This is a genomic window from Advenella mandrilli (assembly GCF_016595155.1).
GTDB classification, from domain to species: domain Bacteria; phylum Pseudomonadota; class Gammaproteobacteria; order Burkholderiales; family Burkholderiaceae_B; genus Advenella; species Advenella mandrilli.
In genome coordinates, this window is sequence record NZ_JAENGP010000001.1 from 286,896 (window position 1) to 309,592 (window position 22,697).

23 protein-coding genes are annotated in these 22,697 nt (G+C 49.2%); 17 read left to right on the forward strand and 6 right to left on the reverse strand.

Going from position 1 to position 22,697, the window contains the following annotated elements; genetic code table 11:
- Positions 1 to 69 precede the first annotated feature (69 nt).
- Complete coding sequence (locus JHL22_RS01330; protein ID WP_200232977.1) at positions 70 to 795, reverse strand: helix-turn-helix domain-containing protein; 726 nt, start codon at positions 793 to 795, stop codon at positions 70 to 72.
- 187 nt (positions 796 to 982) lie between these two features.
- Between JHL22_RS01330 and JHL22_RS01335 the strand changes: the two genes are divergently transcribed.
- A complete protein-coding gene (locus tag JHL22_RS01335) occupies positions 983 to 1,261 on the forward strand; it encodes a hypothetical protein (RefSeq protein WP_200232980.1) in 279 nt (92 codons plus the stop codon).
- A 50-nt stretch (positions 1,262 to 1,311) separates the two neighbouring features.
- Here the strand turns inward: JHL22_RS01335 and JHL22_RS01340 are convergent, their stop codons facing one another.
- On the reverse strand, positions 1,312 to 1,980 hold the full coding sequence (locus tag JHL22_RS01340; RefSeq protein ID WP_200232987.1) for an LOG family protein: 669 nt from the start codon (positions 1,978 to 1,980) through the stop codon (positions 1,312 to 1,314).
- Between JHL22_RS01340 and polA the strand changes: the two genes are divergently transcribed.
- On the forward strand, positions 1,979 to 4,699 hold the full coding sequence (gene polA / locus JHL22_RS01345; RefSeq protein WP_200232988.1) for a DNA polymerase I: 2,721 nt from the start codon (positions 1,979 to 1,981) through the stop codon (positions 4,697 to 4,699). The two genes, JHL22_RS01340 and polA, sit on opposite strands and share 2 nt — an antisense overlap.
- 153 nt (positions 4,700 to 4,852) lie before the next feature.
- Here polA and htpX read toward each other — a convergent pair whose 3' ends face one another.
- Positions 4,853 to 5,734, reverse strand: coding sequence for a protease HtpX (gene htpX, locus JHL22_RS01350; protein WP_200232989.1), 882 nt, complete (start codon positions 5,732 to 5,734; stop codon positions 4,853 to 4,855).
- Positions 5,735 to 5,932: 198 nt separating this feature from the next.
- Here htpX and JHL22_RS01355 point away from each other — a divergent pair, with 198 nt between their 5' ends.
- The 11 genes from JHL22_RS01355 to JHL22_RS01405 all read left to right on the forward strand — a co-directional run bounded on the left by JHL22_RS01355 (position 5,933) and on the right by JHL22_RS01405 (position 15,129).
- Positions 5,933 to 6,808 (forward strand): DMT family transporter, encoded by an 876-nt coding sequence (locus JHL22_RS01355; RefSeq protein ID WP_200232990.1) that lies wholly within the window; start codon positions 5,933 to 5,935, stop codon positions 6,806 to 6,808.
- Between the two features lie 45 nt (positions 6,809 to 6,853).
- The gene (locus JHL22_RS16135; RefSeq protein WP_200232992.1) at positions 6,854 to 7,702 is read left to right on the forward strand and encodes a sulfurtransferase; all 849 of its coding nucleotides are present in this window, start codon (positions 6,854 to 6,856) and stop codon (positions 7,700 to 7,702) included.
- Between the two features lie 210 nt (positions 7,703 to 7,912).
- Positions 7,913 to 8,161, forward strand: coding sequence for an exodeoxyribonuclease VII small subunit (locus tag JHL22_RS01365; RefSeq protein WP_200232994.1), 249 nt, complete (start codon positions 7,913 to 7,915; stop codon positions 8,159 to 8,161).
- Between the two features lie 3 nt (positions 8,162 to 8,164).
- Entirely contained in the window at positions 8,165 to 9,079 is a 915-nt protein-coding gene (locus JHL22_RS01370) for a polyprenyl synthetase family protein (RefSeq protein ID WP_200232997.1), read from the forward strand.
- A 14-nt stretch (positions 9,080 to 9,093) separates the two neighbouring features.
- A complete protein-coding gene (dxs, locus tag JHL22_RS01375) occupies positions 9,094 to 10,962 on the forward strand; it encodes a 1-deoxy-D-xylulose-5-phosphate synthase (RefSeq protein WP_200232999.1) in 1,869 nt (622 codons plus the stop codon).
- Between the two features lie 11 nt (positions 10,963 to 10,973).
- Positions 10,974 to 11,771 (forward strand): GTP cyclohydrolase FolE2, encoded by a 798-nt coding sequence (folE2, locus tag JHL22_RS01380; RefSeq protein ID WP_200233002.1) that lies wholly within the window; start codon positions 10,974 to 10,976, stop codon positions 11,769 to 11,771.
- A gap of 248 nt (positions 11,772 to 12,019) precedes the next feature.
- Positions 12,020 to 12,400: a 30S ribosomal protein S6 gene (gene rpsF / locus JHL22_RS01385; RefSeq protein WP_200233004.1), complete on the forward strand. Its 381-nt coding sequence runs from the start codon at positions 12,020 to 12,022 to the stop codon at positions 12,398 to 12,400.
- 18 nt (positions 12,401 to 12,418) lie between these two features.
- Entirely contained in the window at positions 12,419 to 12,742 is a 324-nt protein-coding gene (priB, locus tag JHL22_RS01390) for a primosomal replication protein N (protein WP_200233011.1), read from the forward strand.
- A gap of 77 nt (positions 12,743 to 12,819) precedes the next feature.
- Positions 12,820 to 13,095, forward strand: coding sequence for a 30S ribosomal protein S18 (gene rpsR, locus JHL22_RS01395; RefSeq protein ID WP_169295054.1), 276 nt, complete (start codon positions 12,820 to 12,822; stop codon positions 13,093 to 13,095).
- Positions 13,096 to 13,111: 16 nt separating this feature from the next.
- Positions 13,112 to 13,567, forward strand: coding sequence for a 50S ribosomal protein L9 (gene rplI, locus JHL22_RS01400; RefSeq protein WP_200233014.1), 456 nt, complete (start codon positions 13,112 to 13,114; stop codon positions 13,565 to 13,567).
- 170 nt (positions 13,568 to 13,737) lie between these two features.
- Positions 13,738 to 15,129 carry a replicative DNA helicase gene (locus JHL22_RS01405; protein ID WP_200233017.1) on the forward strand — a complete coding sequence of 464 codons (1,392 nt, stop codon included), beginning with the start codon at positions 13,738 to 13,740 and terminating at the stop codon, positions 15,127 to 15,129.
- 167 nt (positions 15,130 to 15,296) lie between these two features.
- On the opposite strand, the gene JHL22_RS01410 is transcribed toward JHL22_RS01405, so the two are convergent.
- The 3 genes from JHL22_RS01410 to JHL22_RS01420 all read right to left on the reverse strand — a co-directional run bounded on the left by JHL22_RS01410 (position 15,297) and on the right by JHL22_RS01420 (position 18,010).
- Positions 15,297 to 17,021: a PhoH family protein gene (locus JHL22_RS01410; protein WP_200233024.1), complete on the reverse strand. Its 1,725-nt coding sequence runs from the start codon at positions 17,019 to 17,021 to the stop codon at positions 15,297 to 15,299.
- 65 nt (positions 17,022 to 17,086) lie between these two features.
- On the reverse strand, positions 17,087 to 17,557 hold the full coding sequence (locus JHL22_RS01415) for a peroxiredoxin (protein ID WP_200233026.1): 471 nt from the start codon (positions 17,555 to 17,557) through the stop codon (positions 17,087 to 17,089).
- Positions 17,558 to 18,010, reverse strand: coding sequence for an Mth938-like domain-containing protein (locus JHL22_RS01420; protein ID WP_200233027.1), 453 nt, complete (start codon positions 18,008 to 18,010; stop codon positions 17,558 to 17,560).
- 246 nt (positions 18,011 to 18,256) lie between these two features.
- Between JHL22_RS01420 and alaC the strand changes: the two genes are divergently transcribed.
- The 4 genes from alaC to crcB all read left to right on the forward strand — a co-directional run bounded on the left by alaC (position 18,257) and on the right by crcB (position 22,650).
- Positions 18,257 to 19,444: an alanine transaminase gene (gene alaC, locus JHL22_RS01425; protein WP_200233028.1), complete on the forward strand. Its 1,188-nt coding sequence runs from the start codon at positions 18,257 to 18,259 to the stop codon at positions 19,442 to 19,444.
- On the forward strand, positions 19,441 to 20,751 hold the full coding sequence (locus tag JHL22_RS01430) for a homoserine dehydrogenase (RefSeq protein ID WP_200233031.1): 1,311 nt from the start codon (positions 19,441 to 19,443) through the stop codon (positions 20,749 to 20,751). Before alaC ends, JHL22_RS01430 begins: the two co-directional genes overlap by 4 nt.
- The gene (thrC, locus tag JHL22_RS01435; RefSeq protein WP_200233034.1) at positions 20,748 to 22,157 is read left to right on the forward strand and encodes a threonine synthase; all 1,410 of its coding nucleotides are present in this window, start codon (positions 20,748 to 20,750) and stop codon (positions 22,155 to 22,157) included. The genes JHL22_RS01430 and thrC overlap by 4 nt, the downstream gene beginning before the upstream one ends.
- A gap of 109 nt (positions 22,158 to 22,266) precedes the next feature.
- Positions 22,267 to 22,650: a fluoride efflux transporter CrcB gene (crcB, locus tag JHL22_RS01440; protein ID WP_200233038.1), complete on the forward strand. Its 384-nt coding sequence runs from the start codon at positions 22,267 to 22,269 to the stop codon at positions 22,648 to 22,650.
- The last annotated feature ends 47 nt before the right edge of the window (positions 22,651 to 22,697 follow it).

The window sequence follows — 22,697 nt, forward strand, 5'->3', positions numbered from 1 at the left end:
TGAAACCGAATTGAAATAAATGCCCTGTTGGGCGTTGGCATGAGTGCCCTTTCAATGGTGCAGGGTATCCTAGTTGAGCAGTTCGGGCAGCAGTGCCTTTAAGGCAGCAGGGGTGCGTCGCAGAGACTGGGTGTTTCTAAGGATTTGCCTGACGTGATAGATGACCGTATTGTGCTTGAGTGCAAGGTGATCGGCAATTTCGGCATTGGTCATGCCCGCAACAATACAGCGGCTTATTTGGGTTTGTCTGGGCGGCAGTGGTGGGTGGGTGATATTCAGGTAATGGTTGATAATCCGTTGTTTGATTAAATAGTTGGCTGAAAAAACCAGATGCTTGAGATTGAACAACTGTTGTTCTATTTCATCCATGGAAACGGGGTGGCTGGTCCTTAGCAGGATCAGGGAGCTGTTTTTGCTACCTGACATATTCTGGTGTGGCAAAATAAGGCCATATAATTGTGGGAAATCTTTAAATAGCCTGAGTAGATCGGGATGGTTGGAAAGGTTGTGGCTGTTCCAGGTGAATGTATTACCTTGGGTAGTTAAAGCGGGATTGAGGTGATCCAGGGGGTTGTTTTTTAGCGTAATTCCATCCTGAAGATTCTTCAGGCCTGAATGAGGCAGGTTGCTGGCGCACAGGAATTGCGATTCGGCGTTGTTAAAAGGAAAGGGCAGGTTTTGAATGTAAAAGTAATATTCGAAATCGCTCTCATGTAATGATTGCTTCAGGAACGCCTGCTGTTCTGCCTGATTATGTGGGTTGAAAATAGATTGAAGGGTTTGGTCGCTTACCATTTTTATCTCGCTCGCCGCTAATTATTGTTACGTGTAGTTAATTTTTGTAAATAATAGCGGGTGAATGTAAATATGCACGTAATAATGTGCTTTGGCTTGATTTATTTCAAGACATAAATTGAAATGAACGTCATTAATAAATGATTTGAAAATAATTTTTCTATTTAGAAAAAATGGGAGATAGGTCGTGCCATTAATCAAAACACTGGTTGCCGGTGGGATGCTTGCTTTATTGACGGCTTGTGGGAGCGGTTCTGTTTTATATGAAAGAACTGATGTTCACCTGATCCTTCCCTGCTATCAGGACGAAAATATTTGCCTGAAGCAAATGGCAGGTAGGTGTGCCAATGAATTGGCTGGCAAGTTGATGGATAGCGAAATCCGGCAGGAAGATGTGCCGGTGGTGTATGCCTTGTGCAGGCCTCCGCAACCTGAAGCCGGGACTAATGCCCGTGCTGCAAATTAAAAGACGCCTGGCCAGGCGTCTTTTAATCCAATCAATACCTTGACATGCAATTAGCAAAGCCCAAGCTGGAACTCTTCATCCTGGCTTGTCTGGTGATGTGCCTGGATATGTTCAACGATGCGGGCAGGGTCGTCTTCAACAATAAACAGATTAATATCGCTGGATGAAATATAGTGGTTTTCCAGCATTTGTATTTTTATCCATTGCAGCAGGCCGCTCCAGAATTCGGTACCTACAAAAATAATGGGTGCTTTATGGGCTTTGCCAGTTTGTATCAGGGTAAGTGCTTCGAAGAGTTCATCAAGGGTGCCAAACCCGCCAGGTAAAATAATATAGCCAGAGCTATTCATGAAAAATGTGGTTTTTCTGGAGGCAAAATATTTGAAGTAAATGCTTTGCGACTGGAAAGGATTGTCGGTTTGCTCATGTGGCAACTTGATATTCAGTCCGATACTGGTGCCACCCGCTTCAAAACATCCCTTGTTGGCGGCTTCCATAATGCCCGGGCCACCGCCCGAAATAATGTTGAATCCTGCCTGCGCCAGTTTTTGACTGATCTCAATCGTTTTATGATAGTACGGAGAATCTGTTTTTGTACGGGCACTTCCGAATATACTTACAGCTGCTGAAATATCTTTTAAATGATTGGCGGCATCTTGTAACTCAGCAGAAATTTCCCTGATTTGTTCCTGGATCGTCGTTGTTTTTGTTACTGACATGAAAAAAACCTTATTACTTGTTGATGGATCTAGCTATTTGTACCGGGCCTTCCATGCAATGCCTGATTTAAGAAACGCATTGGGTGAACCTACCGGCGCAATTTATGGTGTCATCAATATGATGCGCAAAATAAGCCAGGATTACCAGGCTGATTATGTGGCCTGCATTTTTGATGCCAAAGGCAAAACATTTCGTGATGATTTGTATCCTGATTACAAAGGGCATCGTCCGCCTATGCCTGACGATCTGGCCTTGCAAATAGAGCCCATTCACGAGGCCATCAGCGCCATGGGTTGGCCTGTGATTGCAAAACCCGGAGTCGAGGCAGATGACATTATTGCCACTTTAGCAGAAATTGCCACCCAAAATGATGTCAGTACCATTATTTCCACCGGGGACAAGGATATTGCCCAGTTGGTTAATGAACATGTCAGTCTTGTTAATACCATGACTAATGAAACCCTGGATATCGAAGGGGTGAAAAGCAAGTTCGGTGTACAGCCCGAACAGATTATTGATTATTTGATGTTGATTGGTGATACGGTAGATAACGTGCCGGGTGTGCCCAAGGTGGGGCCGAAAACCGCCGTCAAGTGGCTGACTGAATACGGTTCTTTGGAAAATCTGGTTGAAAATGCCGACAAGATTAAAGGGGTGGTAGGCAATAATCTGCGCGAGGCTATTCCCAATTTTGGGCTTACCCGCCAGCTGATTACGATCAAGCGCGATTGCGAGGTTGACGATTTCTTTACAGGGATGGCCGATCTGGCCTATAAACCCCAAGATGCCGAAACACTGAAAAAAATCTTTGATCATTATGGTTTCCGGACCTGGTTGCGCGAGTTGACGGGTGATGCCCAGGCAGTGCCACAGCAGGATGCCAGGGTTGCCCCTGAAATTCCTGCCGCACCTGAAACGGTTGACTACATAACGGTGGATTCCCTTGAGTTGCTGGAGGATTGTCTGGCGCAGATCCGTGCAGCTTCTTTGGTTGCACTGGATACCGAAACCACTTCGCTGGACCCGATGATGGCCTCGCTGGTGGGGGCGTCCATGTCCATCCATCCGGGGCAGGGGTGGTATATTCCGTTGGCCCACAAAGGAAATATGTTGGCCCAGCAGCTGGATAAATCCATGGTGCTTGAAAAACTCAGGCCCTGGCTGGAAGACGATAGCGCGGCCAAAGTGCTGCAAAATGCCAAATATGACACGCATGTCTTTGCCAACGAGGGTATTGGGCTAAAAGGCATACAAGACGACACCATGCTGATGGCCTACGTGCTTGAATCCCACCGCAATGTAGGCATGCAAGATCTGGCGCAGCGTTATCTGGGCAGAAAAGGGGTGGATTACACCGATTTATGTGGCAAGGGGGCCCGTCAGATTGGTTTTGATGAAGTTGACATCGAAAAGGCTTCTTTCTACGCCTGCGAAGATACTGATTTCACCTTGCAGTTGGCCGGGTTAATGCGCCCCTTGGTTGTTGCTGAAGAGGGACTTGACCGGATTTACCGGCTTGAATTGTGGGTTTCCGAGGTGCTGGCCAAGATTGAGCGCAACGGCGTTAAAATTAACGAAAAGGCTTTGCAGCAGCAAAGTCATGAGATCGGCCAGAAGCTGCTTGAACTTGAAAACAAGGCCTATGAACTGGCCGGCCAGCCGTTTAACCTGAATTCTCCCAAGCAGCTGGCCGAAATTTTGTTTGAGCGCATGCAATTGCCGGTTATTCGTAAAACCCCCAAAGGAGCGCCTTCCACCGACGAAGAGGTGCTAACCAAATTGGCCCAGGATTACCCGCTGCCGGCTACCTTGCTGGAATACCGTGGATTGGCCAAGCTGAAATCCACCTATACCGACAAGCTACCTAAAATGATCAACCCCAAAACTGGTCGGGTGCATACCAATTATGCGCAGGCTGCCGTTATTACCGGGCGTCTGGCTTCTTCCGATCCCAATTTGCAGAATATTCCGGTGCGCACCGAAGAAGGGCGCAAGGTCAGGACTGCTTTTGTGCCTGAAAAGGAAGGCGTCATCATGTCCGCCGACTACTCGCAAATTGAGTTGCGGGTCATGGCGCATGTGTCGGATGATGCGAGCCTGCAATTGGCTTTTGCCCAAGGCAAGGATATTCACAGGGCAACCGCCTCTGAGGTATTTGGCACACCGCTAGAAGAAGTAACCGCTGAACAACGTCGTGCCGCCAAGGCCATTAACTTTGGGTTGATTTATGGTATGGGGGCGTTTGGCTTGGCCAGTAACCTGGGGATTACCCGTGATGCAGCGCAATCTTACATTGACCGTTATTTTGAGCGTTATCCCGGCGTGGCCACTTATATGAACCTTACCCGCGCCAAGGCACATGAACAGGGTTATGTGGAAACCGTTTTTGGCCGCCGTTTATGGTTGCCTGAAATCAAGGGTGCCAAAGGGCCGCGTAAAGCAGCCGCGGAAAGAGCGGCGATTAATGCCCCCATGCAGGGCACGGCGGCTGACTTGATTAAAATGGCCATGGTGGCCGTGCAGGAATGGATTGAAAAAGAAAACCTGAAAACCATGATTATCATGCAGGTGCATGACGAATTGGTGCTTGAAGTGCCGCAAGATGAAGTGGACTTGGTCAAGACCAGGCTGCCTGAACTCATGTGTGGGGTGGCAGAGCTGAAAGTGCCACTGGTGGCCGAAGTGGGTATGGGCCAAAATTGGGAGCAGGCTCACTAAAGGATAGATCATGGGAAAGGCCTTTGGGCCTTGCCTGTGTCATGACAAAACAGCGCTCCGGTTTATCTATGCCAGACCGCTGTTTTTTTGTGTTGCCTGAAATGCGAACCTTTGGAGCGACAATTCAGGCTGCTTGTGGTGAGTGCAGGATAGTTATTGGACAACACGGGCACGCAATGCATTGATGCGGTGCTCGATAGGCGGGTGGGTAGAGAACAGTGCTGCCACATTGATTTTGCCACTGATGCCGGATGCGTTCAATTGCTGGGGCAGTTCACCGGGTGTGAGGCCACCCAGACGGGCTAGCGCATGGATCATCGGATCGGCCGAGCCCATGAGCTGGGCAGCACCAGCATCGGCGCGATATTCGCGTTGACGGGAGAACCAGGCAACAATAATAGAGGCCAGAATGCCAAAGGCGATTTCACAGACAATCACGGAAATGTAATAACCAATACCCACGTCACGTTCGTTTTTCAGGATGACCCGGTCAACCACATAACCTACTACGCGTGACAGGAAAATCACAAAGGTGTTCACGACACCCTGAATTAGCGTTAAGGTAACCATGTCACCGTTGGCCACGTGCGCCACTTCATGTCCCAGAACGGCGGCCACTTCTTCTTCAGTCATGCTGTTAAGCAAACCGGTGGAAACGGCAACCAGGGCATCGTTTTTAAAGGCACCGGTTGCAAAAGCATTGGGTTCGCCTTCATAAATGGCAACTTCAGGATGGCCAATACCCGCGCGGTCGGCCAATTGGTGAACGGTATCAACCAGCCAGGCTTCAGTTTGGTTGGCGGGGGCAGTGGGGTTAATAACACGGGCACCGGTGCTCCATTTTGCCATGCGTTTGCTAATGAGCAGGGAGATAATAGAGCCGGTAAAGCCGACAACCGCGGAAAATGCCAGCAATTGCGTCATATCCAGGCCATTGGCGGTGATAAAACGGTTGATGCCCAGGATATTTAACGTGACACCCAACACAACCATAACGGCCAGGTTGGTCATAAGAAATAGAAAAATGCGCTTCATGAGGGGTTGAAAACCTTTAAATTAAACTGTTTACGGATATCGGCTGCATCATAATATAGTTTAAATAAAATGATTAATACAGCAATGTTGATTTGTTTAATAATTATATAAGGTGAATTCCCATTATTTAAAGTGGCCTTGGGTATAGAATAATGATTTTATTATTTCAGAATGTTCCTTTTCAAGGTCAGGTAGGCTATGCAATCGTTATGGATGCTTCTGGCGGCATTAATGTTCGCTATTATGGGCGCTTGTATCAAGTTGTCTTATGAGGCGGGCTCCACTCTGGCGCTTATTGTGATAGCCCGTGGCTTGCCTTCCATTATTGTGATTGTGTTGTGGGCGGTTTTAAGTCACCAGTCGCTTAAACCGAAAAGTATCAAATTGCATTTTTTGCGAAACCTGTTTGGTGTGACGGCCATGTGGATGGGGTTCTATGGATATTCTGTCTTGCCGCTGTCAACCAGCACCAGCCTTAACTATACCTCTCCGTTGTTTATTGCCAGCTTTCTGTTTTTTACCCATAAGGGGCCCAAAGACACGTTTCGCCTGCTGGCTGTCATTCTGGGGTTTCTGGGGGTATTGCTGGTATTACGGCCTACGATTACCGAAGACCAGTGGTTTGCCGCTTCACTGGGGCTAATGTCGGGGGCATTTGCCGGCGTTGCCATGCTGCAGATCAAAGAGCTGGGGGCAATTGGTGAACCTATCTGGAGAACCGTTTTCTATTTTTCCCTGATTGTGGTGATAACCGGTTTTCTTGGCCTGAAGGCGCACGGCTATGGTACCCCCGTCCTGACGACCTGGCTGGCACTTTTCGGTGTGGGCGTTAGCGGGCTGATTGGGCAACTTGCCCTTACCCGTGCTTTTGGCCAGGGGTCTCCGATTCTGACGGCCGCCTTGCAATATAGCACCATTATATTTGCGGCTATACTGGGCATTGTTTTCTGGGGGGACATCCCCGATATATTAGCCTGGATGGGTATGGTTCTGATTATTCTGGCCGGACTGCTGTCAGCCTGGAGAACCATGCAACTGGCAGAAGCAGCCAGATCCCGAAAAAAACAGGCTTAGTACCCGATGAATCTGAAGGTTTTTTGAACTATCTGGAGCAAGAAAGTGGAGCCGTTAATTTCAGCACTAGCGCTACAAGATTTATTAAGTGATGATGATACCCTGATCCTGCTGGATGCAAGGCATGATTTGGGCAATCATCAGCTGGGCAGAGAGCAATATCTCGAGGGGCATATTCCGGGTGCTCTTTTTCTTGATCATGAGATTGATCTGTGTGGGCCAAAAACAGGAAATAATGGCCGCCATCCCTTGCCTGAACGTGAGGCTTTTATCCAGTTGCTGGGCAGTCTGGGTATTAATGCCAAGGCGAATATTGTGGTTTACGATGCCAGGGACAGCATGTTTGCCGCTCATGTGTGGTGGATGTTGCGGTGGGCGGGCTGCACCAGCGTCAGGGTGCTTAACGGTGGCTGGAGCGCCTGGGGGCAGATTAGCGGCGACATTGAACGTGAAAAACCGGCACCGCGTGCGCCCGTTGTATGGGAACCTGACAACGTTTCCATGCCTAAGGTGGACGCCAATGCAGTGCTGGCCAATCTCAATCAAGCTGTTTTCACGGTGATTGACGCGCGGGCTGAAAACCGTTTTCGTGGTGAAAATGAAACCATTGATCCGGTTGCCGGACATATTCCCGGTGCGCTTAATTGGCCATTTGCCCGTAACCTTGATAGCGATGGCTTTTTTCTTCCGGCTGACGCACTCAAATCCGGTTTTGCACAATTGCTTGGCAATCACAAACCTGAAAACATTGTCCACCAATGTGGCTCGGGGATTAGCGCCTGCCATAACCTGCTGGCTATGGAGGTGGCAGGTTTATCGGGTTCTGCCCTTTACCCCGGATCCTGGAGCGAATGGTGCAGTGACCGCTCCCGGCCCGTTGCCGTTGGTGAGTAGCTGAGCCGGCAAATTGTTTAAATGAAATATGGTGCCAAATTGTACTGAAAATTCAATACCTTGCTATTAAAAAAGCAATGTTAATCATTATTGTTAATGGTTTGAAAATGGGGTACAGATTGAAAAATACGTAAAACTATTAAAATATGACCCTTGTCAGCCCATGATTTCGTACAATACCAGATTATTTGTATTTTTCTGGAGTACCCCTTGTCAGAATCAACCCAAAAATTGGATGTCCTTGATTTACCAAAGGATTTTGAATCTGCCCTGAAAGAGCTTGAAGAGATTGTACAGTCAATGGAAAGTGATGTGCTTTCCCTTGAGGCATCCTTGCAGGCATACGAAAGAGGGGTGATTCTGTCCCGGATATGTCAAGAGCGTCTGGATGCCGCTGAACAACAGGTCCAGGTACTTCAGAATAATTTGTTGCGCCCGGCACAAATCGAGGTTGAATAAGTAATGAGTACCGGTTCAACGCTTTTTCAGGATTGGTTGGAAGCCTGTGTCAATAATGTGGGAATGGCGCTTGAAAAGGCGCTTCCCGGTGCCACCGAGGTGCCTGCTCAATTGCACGAGGCCATGCGTTATGCCACGCTGGGCGGAGGAAAAAGAGTTCGCGCCACGCTGGTGTATGCGGCAGGTAAGGCAGCCTTGCAGCAGGGTGTCGCCATAGAGTCCTACAGTCATGCCCTTGACAGGGCTGCGGCTGCCGTCGAGCTTATTCATTCCTATTCCCTGATTCATGACGACTTGCCTTGCATGGATGACGATGTCCTGCGTAGGGGGCAACCTACGGTTCATGTGCGGTTTGGTGAAGCCACCGCTATGCTGGCCGGAGATGCCCTGCAACCATTGGCTTTTGCCGAGCTTGCGAAAATGCCGGTGGCGCCTGCCCTGGTGGTGCAAGCGGTACAAGTGCTTGGCCAGGTGGCCGGAAGCCTGGGTATGGTGGGCGGTCAGGCGATTGATCTGGCCAGTGTCAACCAGGCCCTTACCCTTGAACAGCTGCAGTTCATGCATCGCCTGAAAACAGGGGCGCTTATTGAAGGCAGTGTTTTGCTAGGGGCTATTGTGACCGGCGCCACTTCCGAGACCAGGCAGGCGCTGGAAACCTATGGCTCTGCCATTGGTCTGGCCTTTCAAATTGTTGATGATATTCTTGATGTCACGGTGGATACCGAAGGCTTGGGTAAAACAGCAGGTAAAGATGCCCACGAGAACAAGCCCACTTATGTGTCAATCATGGGTCTTGAAGAGTCCCGGGATTTTGCCCGGAAATTACATGAAGTGGCACTTGAAGCCATTAAACCATTAGGTGATTCTGCTATTCGACTCAAAGAGTTGGCCGATTTCATTATTCACCGCAGTTATTGATGTGAAGCGTATCAATGTCAAATATTCTAGAAAAGCTCAACGCTCCCGATGATGTCAGAAAACTAAGCCGTTCAGAGTTGGAGCAGGCAGCCAATGAACTTCGGTCTTTTATTATTCGTTCGGTCTCCAAAACCGGCGGTCACCTGTCGTCCAACCTTGGCACGGTAGAGCTTACGCTTGCTCTTCATTATGTGTTTAACACGCCGCATGACCGGGTTATCTGGGATGTGGGGCATCAATCCTATCCGCATAAAATCCTTACTGGCCGACGCGAAGGGATGGCGCATTTACGTCAGGAAGGCGGTATTTCGGGTTTCCCCAAGCGCAGCGAGTCAGCGTGCGACGCTTTTGGTACCGCCCACTCATCCACCTCTATTTCGGCTGCCTTGGGCATGGCAGTGGCTTCGCGCAATTTGCAAATAGAACGCCAGCACATTGCCGTTATCGGTGATGGCTCCATGACGGCGGGTATGGCCTACGAAGCCCTGAACAATGCAGGCGTCACCCCAGGTATTAATCTGCTGGTGATCCTGAACGACAACGATATGTCTATTTCTCCGCCGGTTGGGGCGCTTAACAAGTATCTGGCCAGGCTGTTGTCGGGTACTTTCTATCAGGAAGCGCGCAGTGTGGGTAAGGCAGTGTTGGGGCAGTTCCCTTCGCCCGTCATGGAAATGGCCCGTAAAGTAAAAGGGCATGCCAAAGGCATCTTGGGTTCGGCCACCTGGTTTGAAGAGTTCGGTTTTAATTATGTGGGTCCCATCGATGGTCATGATCTGGACGCCTTGGTACCCACCCTGCAAAACCTGCGTCAAATGGGCGGCCTGCAATTTCTGCATGTGGTAACCAAAAAAGGGCAGGGTTACAAGCTGGCCGAAGCCGACCCCATCCTGTATCACGGGCCCGGCAAATTTGACCCTGAAGTGGGTATCCTGAAGCCGGCCAAGCCCGGCAAGCAAACGTTTACCCAGGTTTTCGGGCATTGGCTGTGCGATATGGCTGCGCAAGACGAAAAACTGGTCGGTATTACGCCTGCCATGCGAGAAGGCAGTGGCATGGTTGAATTTGAAAAGCGTTTTCCGGCGCGATATTTTGATGTGGGTATTGCCGAGCAGCACTCGGTTACTTTTGCCGCCGGTATTGCCTGTGAAGGCCTTAAACCGGTCCTGGCTATTTACTCAACTTTCCTGCAAAGGGGGTATGATCAGCTCATTCACGATGTTGCCCTGCAAAATCTTGATGTTACCTTTGCCCTTGACCGGGCAGGGCTGGTGGGGGCCGATGGTGCCACCCATGCCGGTAACTACGATATTGCATTTTTACGCTGCATCCCCAATATGGTGGTGGCCGTTCCATCGGACGAAAACGAGGCACGCCTGTTACTGAATACCTGTTACCACTATAAAGGGCCAGCGTCCGTGCGTTATCCCAGGGGGGCAGGCGTGGGGGCAACGGTTAGTGATACCCTGGATCCGCTAGAAGTGGGCAAGGGAGTGGTGCGCCGCGAAGGTTCTCGTCTGGCTATTTTGGCTTTTGGTCCTTTGCTGCATGCGGCCTTGCCGGTGGCTGAAAAACTGAATGCGACGCTGGTTGATATGCGGTTTGTGAAACCAATCGATGCCGAACTGGTCAAACAGGTGGCGATGTCACATGAGGTGTTGGTAACGCTGGAAGAAGGTAGTGTAATGGGCGGCGCCGGTAGCGCTGTTGCTGAAATCATAAGCGCGTGTGGGCTTGGCAAACCCATTTTGCAGCTTGGCTTGCCCGATCGTTTTATTGATCATGGTGAACAGGCTGCACTCTTGAAAAGTGTGGGTCTTGATTCAGAGGGAATCGAGGCGGCTATCCATGCACGTTTTAAATCTGTTTTGAATATTACTTAGGTTTTTAATATATGAATTCCATAATTGGCTCGGTCGAGTTGATGCCCGACGTGCAAAGTTCACAGGACTTGCGTCATATACCCATTGAGCGTGTAGGAATCAGGCGTGTCAAACACCCCATGCTGATACAGGCTGCCGATGGTTCGGTACAGCCCACGATTGCTGAATGGACGCTAACCGTGTTTTTGCCTGAACATGAAAAAGGGACTCATATGTCCCGTTTTGTGGCCCTGCTTGAACGTTATCGTTCACAAGCCATGACCATTGAGCTTTTCAAGGAAATGGTCAGTGAAATGCTGCCTTTGCTACATGCTGAGAAAGGGGATCTCACGGTTTCTTTTCCGTATTTTATTAACAAGAGCGCACCGGTTTCAGGCGTTGAAAGTCTGATGGACTACCAGGTTACCTGGTTTGCGGTTGCCCGTGGCACCGAGGTTGAATTCGAGTTCAATGTGGTGGTGCCCGTAATGAGTCTGTGCCCGTGCTCAAAAGCGATTTCCGCCTATGGCGCGCACAACCAGCGCTCACACATTACCGTGCAACTGGTTGCTGATAGCCACTACACCATGGAATCGGTCATTAAAACGGTAGAGCAGCAGGCATCATGCGAGTTGTGGGGGTTGTTAAAGCGTCCCGATGAAAAATATGTCACCGAGTATTCTTACGATAATCCCAAGTTTGTCGAAGACCTTATTCGTGATGTGGCGGCAAATATCCGGAAAATACCGCAACTCAGGCGTTATAAGATTGAAGCCGAGAACTTTGAATCTATCCATAATCATTCCGCTTATGCGGTGATAGAAGGGTAGTGCCCGTATTTTGTCGCAAACTTGCGACAAAATACGAAGTGCTCTGCCAAGTCTGTAGAAACAAAAAAAGTTTTTAAGATAATTTTGTTTGATTAACATAATTATGTTATATTTAGCGGTTTCTTGCTCGACTTATCTTTTGTGGTTGGTTTGATTTTGCTGTTAAGCGGCGGGATTGAACTGGGCAAAAAGGCAAGCGGGCTGTCAGTTGCCATTACTTAATGGCAAGATATCCTTAAGGAGTTATTATGCGTCACTACGAAGTAGTGTTTATCGTGCACCCGGACCAAAGTGAACAGGTCCCTGCAATGATCGAACGTTATCAAACCTTGGTAACCGGCAACAATGGTGTTGTCCACCGTCTGGAAGACTGGGGTCGTCGTCAATTGGCATACCCAATTCAAAAACTGGTTAAAGCCCATTACGTGTGCATGAACATCGAGTGCAACCAGGAAACGCTTGACGAGCTGGAACACTCTTTCCGCTATAACGATGCGGTTTTACGCAATCTGGTTATCAAAGCCAGCAAAGCTCACTCAGAAGCATCAATCATGATGAAATCTGTAGAGCGTGAAGAAGCGCGTAAAGCAACTGCAGAGCCATCTGCAGAGCAAAGTAGCGAAGGGTAATCAGCGTAGTTATAGCTTGTGAACCAGACTCAACTGCAGGCCAGGATACTGGAAGTAAAACCTTTGCGGCATACGCCAGCAGGCTTGCCGGCACTGGATCTTGTGCTTGAACATCAGTCGGAAATTATCGAGGCTTCGCATCCGCGCATGATTGATTTCATCATTCATGCAAGGGCACTTGGAGAAACCGCTATGGTCTTATCCAAGGTCGCCATGGGAAGCGAAATACGCGTCAAGGGCTTTCTGGCCCAGGCCCGTAAAAACTCGGGACGTGTTATTTTGCATATCCAAAACGTTCAGTTTCCGTCAAAAGGTGTTGCAAGGGTTCACGCAACGGTCTGAAATACTTAAAGTTCAGGGCATAAAGCTCTTTTATGAATTCGAGGCGCAGGCCTCACACACGAATAAAGGCAAAAATCATGGCTTTCATGAAAAAAGGCAAGGACAAACGCAGCAAATTCACGCAGCAAAATCCATTGTTCAAACGTCGCAAATTCTGCCGCTTCACAGCAGCAGGTGTTGAAGAAGTCGATTACAAAGATGTTGACACCCTACGTGACTTCATCACGGAAACAGGTAAAATCATTCCTGCCCGTTTAACAGGTACAAAAGCAAACTACCAGCGCCAACTTGATACTGCCATCAAGCGTGCCCGTTTCCTGGCTTTGCTTCCATACACTGACAACCACAAATAATTAAGGATTATTAATCATGCAAGTTATTTTGCTAGAAAAAATCGGCAATTTGGGTGACCTGGGTGAGGTTGTTCGTGTTCGTGATGGTTACGCACGCAATTTCCTGATCCCTCAGAAAAAAGCCCGCCGCGCTACAGAAACCGCGTTGAAAGAGTTTGAGGCACGTCGTGCAGAACTGGAAAAAATCCAGGCTGAAAAACTGGCTGCTTCGCAGACTGTTGCTGAAAAACTGAACGGTTACGTTGTTACAATCAATCAGAAGGCAGGTGTAGATGGCCGTCTGTTTGGTTCTGTTACCAATATGGATATTGCTGCTGCCCTGGTTGCTGCCGGCTTTGACTCTGTTGAAAAACAACAGGTTCGTTTGCCAGACGGTGCCATTAAAGCGGTTGGCGAGTTCCCCGCGCAGGTTCACCTGCACGCAGACGTTAATGCTGAAATCACCGTTGCTGTTCAAGGTGAAATGGCTTAATAAGCAAGTTTTTTAAAACTATTAAACTTGTGAAAGCCGGCAATAGCCGGCTTTTTTACGTATATACTTATAGATTGCACTGGATAAAACTATCCTTGGTTTTGCCCTTTCTATTTCTTTACGCGTGATGGTTGCGCGCCTCATTAAACACCTCCCTTATTTGAATTAGCATGAATGTAGTCGACCCTCAAATTGAATCACTTCGCCTGCCCCCTCACTCGATAGAGGCCGAGCAGTCGGTCTTGGGTGGTTTGTTACTGGATAACTCGGCACTTGAGCATATTTCGGATATCCTGAGTGAAGATGATTTCTATCGCCATGATCACCGTGTCATTTGGCGCCATGTCAGTAAAATTATTCACCTGGACAGGCCGGCAGACGTCGTCACTATTTACGAGTCACTGGAAACCGAAGGCAAGGCAGAGGAAATCGGGGGGCTTTCTTATCTTAATGCCCTGGCACAAAATACGCCTTCTGCTGCCAATATTCGACGCTATGCGGAAATTGTCCGTGAGCGTGCCATGTTGCGAAAGTTGGTTAGTATTGCCGATGAAATCGCCTCCGAAGCCCTGAATCCTAAAGGTAAGGAAGCGCGTCAGTTACTGGATGAGGCAGAAGCCCGGATTTTCAAGATCGCCCAAGAAGGTACGCGCAACGAGAATGATTTCCATGAAATGAGCAAGTTGCTGATTGAGGTGGTGGATCGGATTGATGAACTGGCACACAGGGACAATGCTTCGGATGTGACCGGTGTGCCTACCGGTTTTGTGGACCTTGACCGAAAAACATCGGGCATGCACCCGGGTGATCTTATTATTGTGGCGGGCCGCCCATCCATGGGTAAAACCTCATTTTCCATGAATATTGGCGAGCACGTGGCGATTGACCAGGGCTTGCCAGTGGCGGTTTTCTCAATGGAAATGGGGGCCGTTCAGCTTGCTCAACGTATGTTGGGATCGGTAGGGCGCCTTGATCAGCAACGCATGCGTACCGGTCGCCTGCTAGATGAAGACTGGCCCAAAATTACCCATGCCATGCAGCTAATGCAAAATGCGCAAATTTTCATTGATGAAACGCCTGGCTTAAATCCAATTGACCTGCGGGCGCGTGCACGCCGGCTTACCCGTAAATGTGGTCAGCTGGGCGTGATTATTATTGACTACCTGCAGCTGATGTCGGGTAGCGGCAGTGGTGGCAAGAATGAAAACAGGACCGCTGAAATTTCTGAAATCAGCCGTTCATTGAAGGGGTTGGCACGTGAGTTGAATTGTCCGGTTATTGCCTTGTCCCAGCTTAACCGAAGTCTTGAGCAACGTACCAACAAGCGGCCCATCATGAGTGACCTGCGCGAGTCGGGTGCGATTGAGCAGGATGCCGACTTGATTCTGTTTATTTACCGTGACGAGGTTTATCATCCGGAAACCCAGGATAAAGGGGCGGCTGAAATTATTATTGGCAAACAGCGTAATGGCCCGATTGGTACCGTGAAAATGACCTTTGCGGGTGAAAGCACCAAGTTCCTTAACTACATGGGCTCTGGCGACAGTTTTGTTTCAGACTAGTCTGGCCAATCACGCTGGCCCAGGTATGATCTGTTTCAAATGAAAAACCCCCAGCTACCCGAAAGGGGAGGCAGGGGGTTGATCGCTGTGGCAAATATCAATAAGTGGTGAACCGGTTTTCAATAAAGCGTGAAAAGTTCACCATCAGGGCTGAATTGCCATTTTTCTTATAAAGCCTCGCTGGCATAGTCAGCCAGGCGTGAGCGTTCACCTTTTTGCAGGGTGATATGCCCCGAGTGAGACCATCCCTTGAAGCGGTCAACGACATAGGTCAGGCCTGAACTGCCCTCGGTTAAATAGGGGGTGTCAATTTGCGCAATATTACCCAGACAAACAATTTTGGTACCCGGGCCCGCACGGGTGATCAGGGTTTTCATTTGCTTGGGGGTCAGGTTTTGCGCTTCATCAATAATGACGAACTTGTTCAGGAAGGTACGTCCACGCATGAAATTAAGTGATTTGACCTTGATATGTGATTTGATGACTTCTTTGCTGGCGCTGCGATCCCAGTCGCCTGCCTCAGAGCGGATGCCCGAATTCAGGAATTCCAGATTATCTTCAAGCGCGCCCATCCAGGGCTGCATTTTTTCCTCTTCGGTACCGGGTAAAAAACCAATATCTTCACCTACGGGAACCGTTACCCGGGTCATGATGATTTCAGTATAGCGTTTGGTTTCCAGTACCTGGGTAAGCCCCGAAGCTAACGCAAGAAGCGTTTTGCCAGTGCCTGCCTGGCCCAGAAGAGACACAAAATCACAGTCGGGATTCATAAGCAGGTTAAGCGCGAAATTTTGTTCGCGGTTACGTGCCGTGATACCCCAGACGTTGTTTTTTTTGTGCGTGTAATCACGCAGCGTGGCCAGTATGGCGGTTTTACCGTTAACCTCTTTGACTTGTGCATATAAAGGGGTATCGCCTTCAAGATAAACAAATTCATTAATAATGAATTCAGGGCACAGTGGTCCTTTTATTTTGTAGTAGGTAATGCCCCCTTGCATCCAGGATTCCACATCTTTGCCGTGCCGGGTCCAGAAATTAGCGGGCAATTGCATGATGCCGTCATACAGCAGGTCGGAATCTTCAAGAGAGTGGTCGTTCAGGTAGTCTTCGGCTTCCATGCCCAATGCGCGGGCCTTCAGACGCATATTGATGTCTTTGGAAACCAGAATGACCTGACGGTTTGAATGTTGTTTTTGCAAGGTTCGGACAACGCTTAAAATCATGTTGTCGGCTTTGCCAGTGGGCAGGCTGATACCCAAGTTGCTTTCCATGCTTGAGGTCTGGAACAGCAGCAGGCCAGTTGCATCTTTGTTGCCCAGGGCATTGAGCTGCATGCCATAAAGGATATCGTCGGTTTCTGCGGCCAGGGCATCCAGGGAGCGGCTGACCTGCCGGGCATTGCGGGCCACTTCAGTCATGCCTTTTTTGTGATGATCCAGCTCTTCAAGTGTCATCATGGGCAGGAAAATATCGTGTTCCTGAAACCGGAATAGCGAAGAGGGGTCGTGCAACAGCACGTTGGTATCCAGTACAAACAGTTTTTTTGTTTCGGTGTCGGCCGTGGCTTTTGTGTTGTTAGCTGTTTTTTTGGCGACGGAAGGGGCTTTTACAGCGGCCGTTTTTGTCGCTGATTTTACGGCAGGTGGTGGCGGGCTTTTGCTTGCAACCGTTTTTGCTGCGGTTTTGCTTGCGGTTTTTGTGGCGCTGGAGTGTTGAAGGGGCGCTTTTGCCGGTTGAACCGCCTTTGCCGCGACCTTGCTTGTTGTTGCCGGGGTGTCAGCGACGGCTGTTTTGGGGCGCGAACGTGCTGCCGGGCTGCTTGTTGTTGGCGTGGCTATCGTACCAGCATCAATGATGTCGGCGGGTTTTGTTGGCAACTTGGGTAGTGGCATTCGTTATACTCTTATTCCGGGTTTACCTGCATGCACTGGCATGTAGTTAATGGGTTGGATTGGTTTTATGCAATTTCCTTGACGGCTTCAAGTACTTTGTCTGCATGACCGGGCACTCTCAGGCCGCGCCACTCCTGTACCAGAATTCCCTGGCTGTTAATCAGGAATGTGCTGCGTTCAATTCCTCTGACCTGTTTGCCATACATGTTCTTCAGTTTCATGACGCCAAACTGCTTGCATAACTGCTCTTCGGGGTCGGCAATCAGGGGGAATGGCAATTCATGTTTGTTGCTGAAATTCGTGTGTGTTTTCAGGGAATCACGTGAAACGCCAATGATTTCCGTATTCAGACTCTGAAACTGTTCATATCGGTCACGAAAGTCCTGTGCTTCTACCGTGCATCCGGGTGTGTTGTCTTTGGGATAAAAGTACAGGACAACATTTTTACCCTTTAGTGTATCAAGGTCGATGGGCCCCAGATGGCTTTCCGCCGTGAAGGCCGGTGTTTGTTCTCCAACTACGGGTAGATCGCTCATTCAATCATTTCCTTTTTCTTCGTTTAACATCAGTGCAACGGCAACATTGCGTCCTTCGGACATTAACACATTATAAGTGCGTGCAGCGGCCTGCGAGTCCATGCACTCGATGCCAATTCTGGCGCTTAAGAGTGGGGCCAGGATTTGTGGGGGAATAAACACTTGTTTTTCTCCGGTGCCAATAAGCAGGATATCCGGCGCATTGTCGTAAGAGGTACCTGGGTTATCTTCAAGAAAATCAAGGGCGCTGGCCGGCCTGGCTGTTACACCGGCAGCCAGTTCCAGCAATTGGGTGTTAATGTCAGCGATTTTTTTAACCGGCCATGATGTGATTGGGCCTTCCGGTTTGAAACAGATGGCATTTTCGTAGCGGATATCATTGACATCAATATAATTTTCGCCATAGCGGGTAACGGTATTTAACGCAGAACGTTCTTCTTTCTGTAATTGCACTTTTTCTCCTTATACATACTAATCATATTCTATCTATATTTCATGTTTGTGATGATGTTAAGGGCATGATATCAATTGAATGCCTGTTATGAGATTATCGATCCAATCCTGCATTAAAATAGAAAAAAGATGTTTTTATACAAATTTTTACGAAACCGCGTAAAACTATTTGATCATGCTGTTTATATGCGCTAGATTAATAGGTTTTATCGCGTTTTATTTATTTCTGTTTAAAAGGTGTTGGCCATGAGGCATTTTCCACGTATAGAGCGACTTCCTCCGTATATTTTCAATATTACCGGAGAGCTGAAGATGGCGGCGCGTCGGCGTGGCGAAGATATTATTGATATGTCCATGGGCAACCCGGATAATCCTACGCCGGGACATATTGTCAAAAAAATGGTCGAGGCCGCCGAACGGCCAAATACACATGGTTATTCCGTTTCCAAGGGTATTCCACGTTTGCGCAAGGCCATTACAGACTGGTACCTGCATCGTTATCAAATTTCCTTTGACCCCGATAAAGAAGCCATTGTCACCATTGGTTCCAAAGAGGGCCTGGCGCACTTAATGCTGGCTACCCTTGACCGTGGCGATACCGTCCTTGTACCAAACCCCAGTTACCCCATCCATATTTATGGTGCGGTCATTGCTGGCGCCAATATCCGCTCTGTGCCCATGACACCGGGTATTGATTTTTTCGAAGAAATTGAAAAGGCGGTGCGTGAGTCTATTCCCAAGCCAAAAATGATGATTCTGGGCTTTCCCAGCAATCCAACTGCGCAATGCGTAGATCTGCCATTTTTTGAGCGTGTGGTAAAACTGGCCAAAGAGCACGATATCATCGTGGTGCACGATCTGGCTTATGCCGACATCACTTTTGACGGCTATGTCGCACCTTCTATCATGCAGGTGCCTGGTGCCAAAGATGTGGCGGTAGAGTTCTTCACCATGAGTAAAAGCTATAACATGGCTGGTTGGCGTATTGGTTTCATGGTGGGCAACGAAGAAATTGTCACTGCCTTGGCCCGCATGAAAAGCTATCACGATTACGGTACTTTCACGCCCATCCAGGTAGGTGCCATCGCAGCCCTTGAGGGACCTCAGGATTGTGTCAAGGAAGTGGTTGCCCAGTACCAGAAACGTCGTGATGTTCTATGCAAAGGTTTGCACGAAGCGGGCTGGATGGTTGAGGTCCCCAAAGCATCCATGTATATCTGGGCCGAGATCCCCGAACCCTATAAACATATGGGCTCACTGGAGTTTTCTAAAAAAGTGCTGGCCGAAGCCAAGGTGGCGGTTTCTCCCGGTGTCGGTTTTGGCGAATATGGTGATAATTACGTTCGTTTTGCGCTTATCGAAAATGAGCAGCGCATTCGCCAGGCAGTACGCGGTATCAAGGAAATGTTCAGGAAGGATGGGTATCTCAAATGAGTTTAAAGCCAATTAAGGTGGGGTTGCTAGGGTTTGGGGTTGTGGGTGGCGGCACCTATTCGGTATTAACCCGTAACGCCGAAGAAATTGCCCGCCGTGCGGGTCGCAACATTGACATCGTGCGTGTAGCAACCCGTACGCCGTCCAAGGCAAAAGCCGTGTTTGGCGAAGCTTTGCCGGTTGATGATGATCTGATGGGGCTGGTTTCCGATCCCAATATTGATATTGTGGTTGAGCTGATTGGCGGTGAAACCCAGGCACGTGAACTGGTCATGCAGGCCATTGCCAATGGCAAACACGTTGTAACGGCCAACAAGGCCTTGCTGGCCATGCACGGCAACGAGATTTTTGCCGCCGCCAGTAAAAAGGGCGTTATGGTTGCCTTTGAGGCGGCCGTGGCTGGGGGTATTCCCATTGTCAAGGCTATTCGTGAAGGGTTAACCGCCAACCGTATCCAGTGGGTGGCCGGTATTATTAATGGTACCACCAACTTCATCCTTAGCGAAATGCGCCACCGTGGTTTGCCCTTTGAAACCGTCCTGTCCGAGGCGCAACGGCTGGGTTATGCCGAAGCCGACCCTACCTTTGATGTGGAAGGGGTAGATGCCGCGCACAAGCTCACTTTATTGGCGTCTTTGGCATTTGGTATTCGCGTTCAGTTTGACAAGGCTTATACAGAAGGTATTACCACGCTTAAACAGGAAGACATTGGCCATGCCGAGCGTCTTGGCTATCGCATCAAGTTGCTGGGGATTGCCAAACGTCGTTCCAATGGCATCGAGTTGCGGGTACATCCAACATTGGTGCCCGCCAGCAAACTAATTGCCAATGTGGAAGGCGCCATGAATGCAGTGCTGGTCAAGGGTGATGCGATTGGTGAAACCATGTATTACGGCGCCGGTGCAGGTGCCGAGCCAACCGCTTCTGCAGTGGTGGCCGATCTGGTTGATGTAACCCGCATGCATACGTCTGACCCCGAAAACCGGGTGCCGCATTTGGCTTTCCAACCCAATGCCTTGGCCGATTTTGATATTCTTCCCATCTCCGAAATCAGGACTTCCTACTATTTGCGGTTTAACGTTGAAGACCGTCCTGGTGTGCTGGCCGACTTAACCCGTATCCTGGCAGACAAGTCCATCTCCATCAACGCTATGGTTCAAGAGCAAAAAGGAGAGGGTAGTGCCGCCATTATTATCCTTACGCACGAAGCACGCGAAGGAGATGTGGTTGATGCCATCCGACAAATTGAAAACCTTGGCTTTGTCCACTCTTCTGTAACTCGTATTCGTATGGAAAATTTATCATGAGATATATTTCTACCCGTGGCGGGATGGCAGCCATTCCCTTTTCTGAAATCCTGCTAGAGGGTCTGGCACGTGACGGTGGCCTGGCCATGCCCGAAAGTCTTCCCCAGGTAAGTCGCGAAATGCTGGCTTCCTGGCGTAGCCTTTCTTATGCAGACCTGGCTACCCAGGTACTGAAACTGTTTATCACCGATATTCCTGAAGAGGATTTGTCCAAACTTACCCACGCAGCATATAACAGCCAGGTGTTTAACAGCGAAGCCATTGTGCCGCTTAAGCCGCTTGGTAATGGTCTTACGCTGGTAGGCCTTTCCGAAGGGCCCACGCTGGCCTTCAAGGACATGGCCATGCAGTTCCTGGGGCAAGTGTTTGAATATGTCCTGGCGCGCAAAAACACCACCATCAATATCCTGGGTGCCACTTCCGGTGATACCGGTTCGGCGGCTGAATATGCCTTGCGTGGCAAGAAAGGGGTCGGGGTCTTCATGTTATCGCCCTATGGCCGCATGAGTGATTTCCAGCGTGCGCAAATGTATTCCTTGCAAGATGAAAACATTCATAACCTGTCGGTGCATGGTGTCTTTGATGATTGCCAGGATATTGTCAAGGTACTGGCCTCAGACCTTGATTTTAAAGAAAAGTACCGTATCGGAGCGGTCAACTCCATTAACTGGGCCCGCATTTCTGCGCAGGTGGTTTATTATTTCTGGGCCTGGCTGCGTGCCACCAGCCATGAAGACCAGCAGGTTTCCTTTGCGGTTCCTTCTGGTAATTTCGGCAATATCCTGTCGGGACATATTGCCCGTAGCATGGGCTTGCCGGTGCGTCGGCTGGTGCTGGCGACCAACGAAAACAACGTCCTCGAAGAGTTTTTCCGTACGGGTGTATACAAGCCCCGTTCCGCCGAACAAACCTTTGCCACGTCCAGCCCATCCATGGATATTTCCAAAGCCTCCAATTTCGAGCGTTTTGTTTATGATCTGGTTGATCAGGATGCCGGCAAGGTGAAAGGCTTGTGGGAATCCCTGGCGCATAATGGTTCATTTGACTTAAGCGAGCTTAAACCTTTATTTGAAGAAAAATTCGGTTTTGTGGGAGGGCAAAGCTCTCATGCCGATCGTTTGCAAACCATTAAAACGGTTTATGAGCAGGAGGGTGTACTAATTGACCCTCATACGGCCGATGCCGTGAAAGTGGCCCGCCAGTATCAGGAAGAGGGCATCCCCATGCTGGTCCTGGAAACGGCACTGCCTGCCAAGTTTAATGAAACCATCCAAGAGGCCATTGGCCAGCCGGCACCGGTTCCCGAACATCTGAAAGGACTGGCCGACTTGCCGCAGAAAGTAACCGTCATGGACTGCAATGTTGAACAGGTTCGTTCATACATTCAGGAACACGTACAGTTGTAAGTCATATTTCAGGGGCACTTCGGTGCCCTTGTTCATGCGGTGGCTGCCTACATGCTTGTCAGCAAACGGCACCTTCATTAATACCGTTCATTCATCACCTTGCTAAGTCATGACCCTGTTTGCACCCGGTAATTTTTTTGCTGTAGCCATCGGCGCAGCCCTTGGCGCTGTTTTACGCTGGTTGTTGGGCATTGCCTTTAACCAGGAGTCCTGGCCGTGGGGTACCTTGCTGGCCAATTGTCTGGGTGGTTTGCTTATTGGCCTGTTAATTGGCTTTTTCTCGATTAACGAGCATACCCCTTTATGGGTAAGGCTGTTTCTGGTTACCGGATTTCTGGGTGGGTTAACCACTTTTTCTACTTTTTCGGCAGAAACCCTGCAATTTTTACTGAAGGGTCAATGGTTGTGGGCGGGTGCCTATATGGGTATCAGTCTGGCAAGCACCTTGCTGTTAACCGCCTTGGGTGTGTGGCTGGTTCAGCTATTCAAGTAAGCATTTATTGATTATTTCTATGGTAAGAATAGCTTTTGCTTTATAAG

What these genes read in the sequence shown, in the direction of transcription:
- JHL22_RS01330 (WP_200232977.1), bottom strand. Translation starts at nt 795, where the DNA reads ATGGTAAGCGACCAAACCCTTCAATCTATTTTCAACCCACATAATCAG.
- polA (WP_200232988.1), top strand. Translation starts at nt 1,979, where the DNA reads ATGAAAAAAACCTTATTACTTGTTGATGGATCTAGCTATTTGTACCGG.
- JHL22_RS01340 (WP_200232987.1), bottom strand. Translation starts at nt 1,980, where the DNA reads ATGTCAGTAACAAAAACAACGACGATCCAGGAACAAATCAGGGAAATT.
- htpX (WP_200232989.1), bottom strand. Translation starts at nt 5,734, where the DNA reads ATGAAGCGCATTTTTCTATTTCTTATGACCAACCTGGCCGTTATGGTT.
- JHL22_RS01355 (WP_200232990.1), top strand. Translation starts at nt 5,933, where the DNA reads ATGCAATCGTTATGGATGCTTCTGGCGGCATTAATGTTCGCTATTATG.
- JHL22_RS01370 (WP_200232997.1), top strand. Translation starts at nt 8,165, where the DNA reads ATGAGTACCGGTTCAACGCTTTTTCAGGATTGGTTGGAAGCCTGTGTC.
- dxs (WP_200232999.1), top strand. Translation starts at nt 9,094, where the DNA reads ATGTCAAATATTCTAGAAAAGCTCAACGCTCCCGATGATGTCAGAAAA.
- folE2 (WP_200233002.1), top strand. Translation starts at nt 10,974, where the DNA reads ATGAATTCCATAATTGGCTCGGTCGAGTTGATGCCCGACGTGCAAAGT.
- rpsF (WP_200233004.1), top strand. Translation starts at nt 12,020, where the DNA reads ATGCGTCACTACGAAGTAGTGTTTATCGTGCACCCGGACCAAAGTGAA.
- rpsR (WP_169295054.1), top strand. Translation starts at nt 12,820, where the DNA reads ATGGCTTTCATGAAAAAAGGCAAGGACAAACGCAGCAAATTCACGCAG.
- rplI (WP_200233014.1), top strand. Translation starts at nt 13,112, where the DNA reads ATGCAAGTTATTTTGCTAGAAAAAATCGGCAATTTGGGTGACCTGGGT.
- JHL22_RS01405 (WP_200233017.1), top strand. Translation starts at nt 13,738, where the DNA reads ATGAATGTAGTCGACCCTCAAATTGAATCACTTCGCCTGCCCCCTCAC.
- JHL22_RS01410 (WP_200233024.1), bottom strand. Translation starts at nt 17,021, where the DNA reads ATGCCACTACCCAAGTTGCCAACAAAACCCGCCGACATCATTGATGCT.
- JHL22_RS01415 (WP_200233026.1), bottom strand. Translation starts at nt 17,557, where the DNA reads ATGAGCGATCTACCCGTAGTTGGAGAACAAACACCGGCCTTCACGGCG.
- alaC (WP_200233028.1), top strand. Translation starts at nt 18,257, where the DNA reads ATGAGGCATTTTCCACGTATAGAGCGACTTCCTCCGTATATTTTCAAT.
- JHL22_RS01430 (WP_200233031.1), top strand. Translation starts at nt 19,441, where the DNA reads ATGAGTTTAAAGCCAATTAAGGTGGGGTTGCTAGGGTTTGGGGTTGTG.
- thrC (WP_200233034.1), top strand. Translation starts at nt 20,748, where the DNA reads ATGAGATATATTTCTACCCGTGGCGGGATGGCAGCCATTCCCTTTTCT.
- crcB (WP_200233038.1), top strand. Translation starts at nt 22,267, where the DNA reads ATGACCCTGTTTGCACCCGGTAATTTTTTTGCTGTAGCCATCGGCGCA.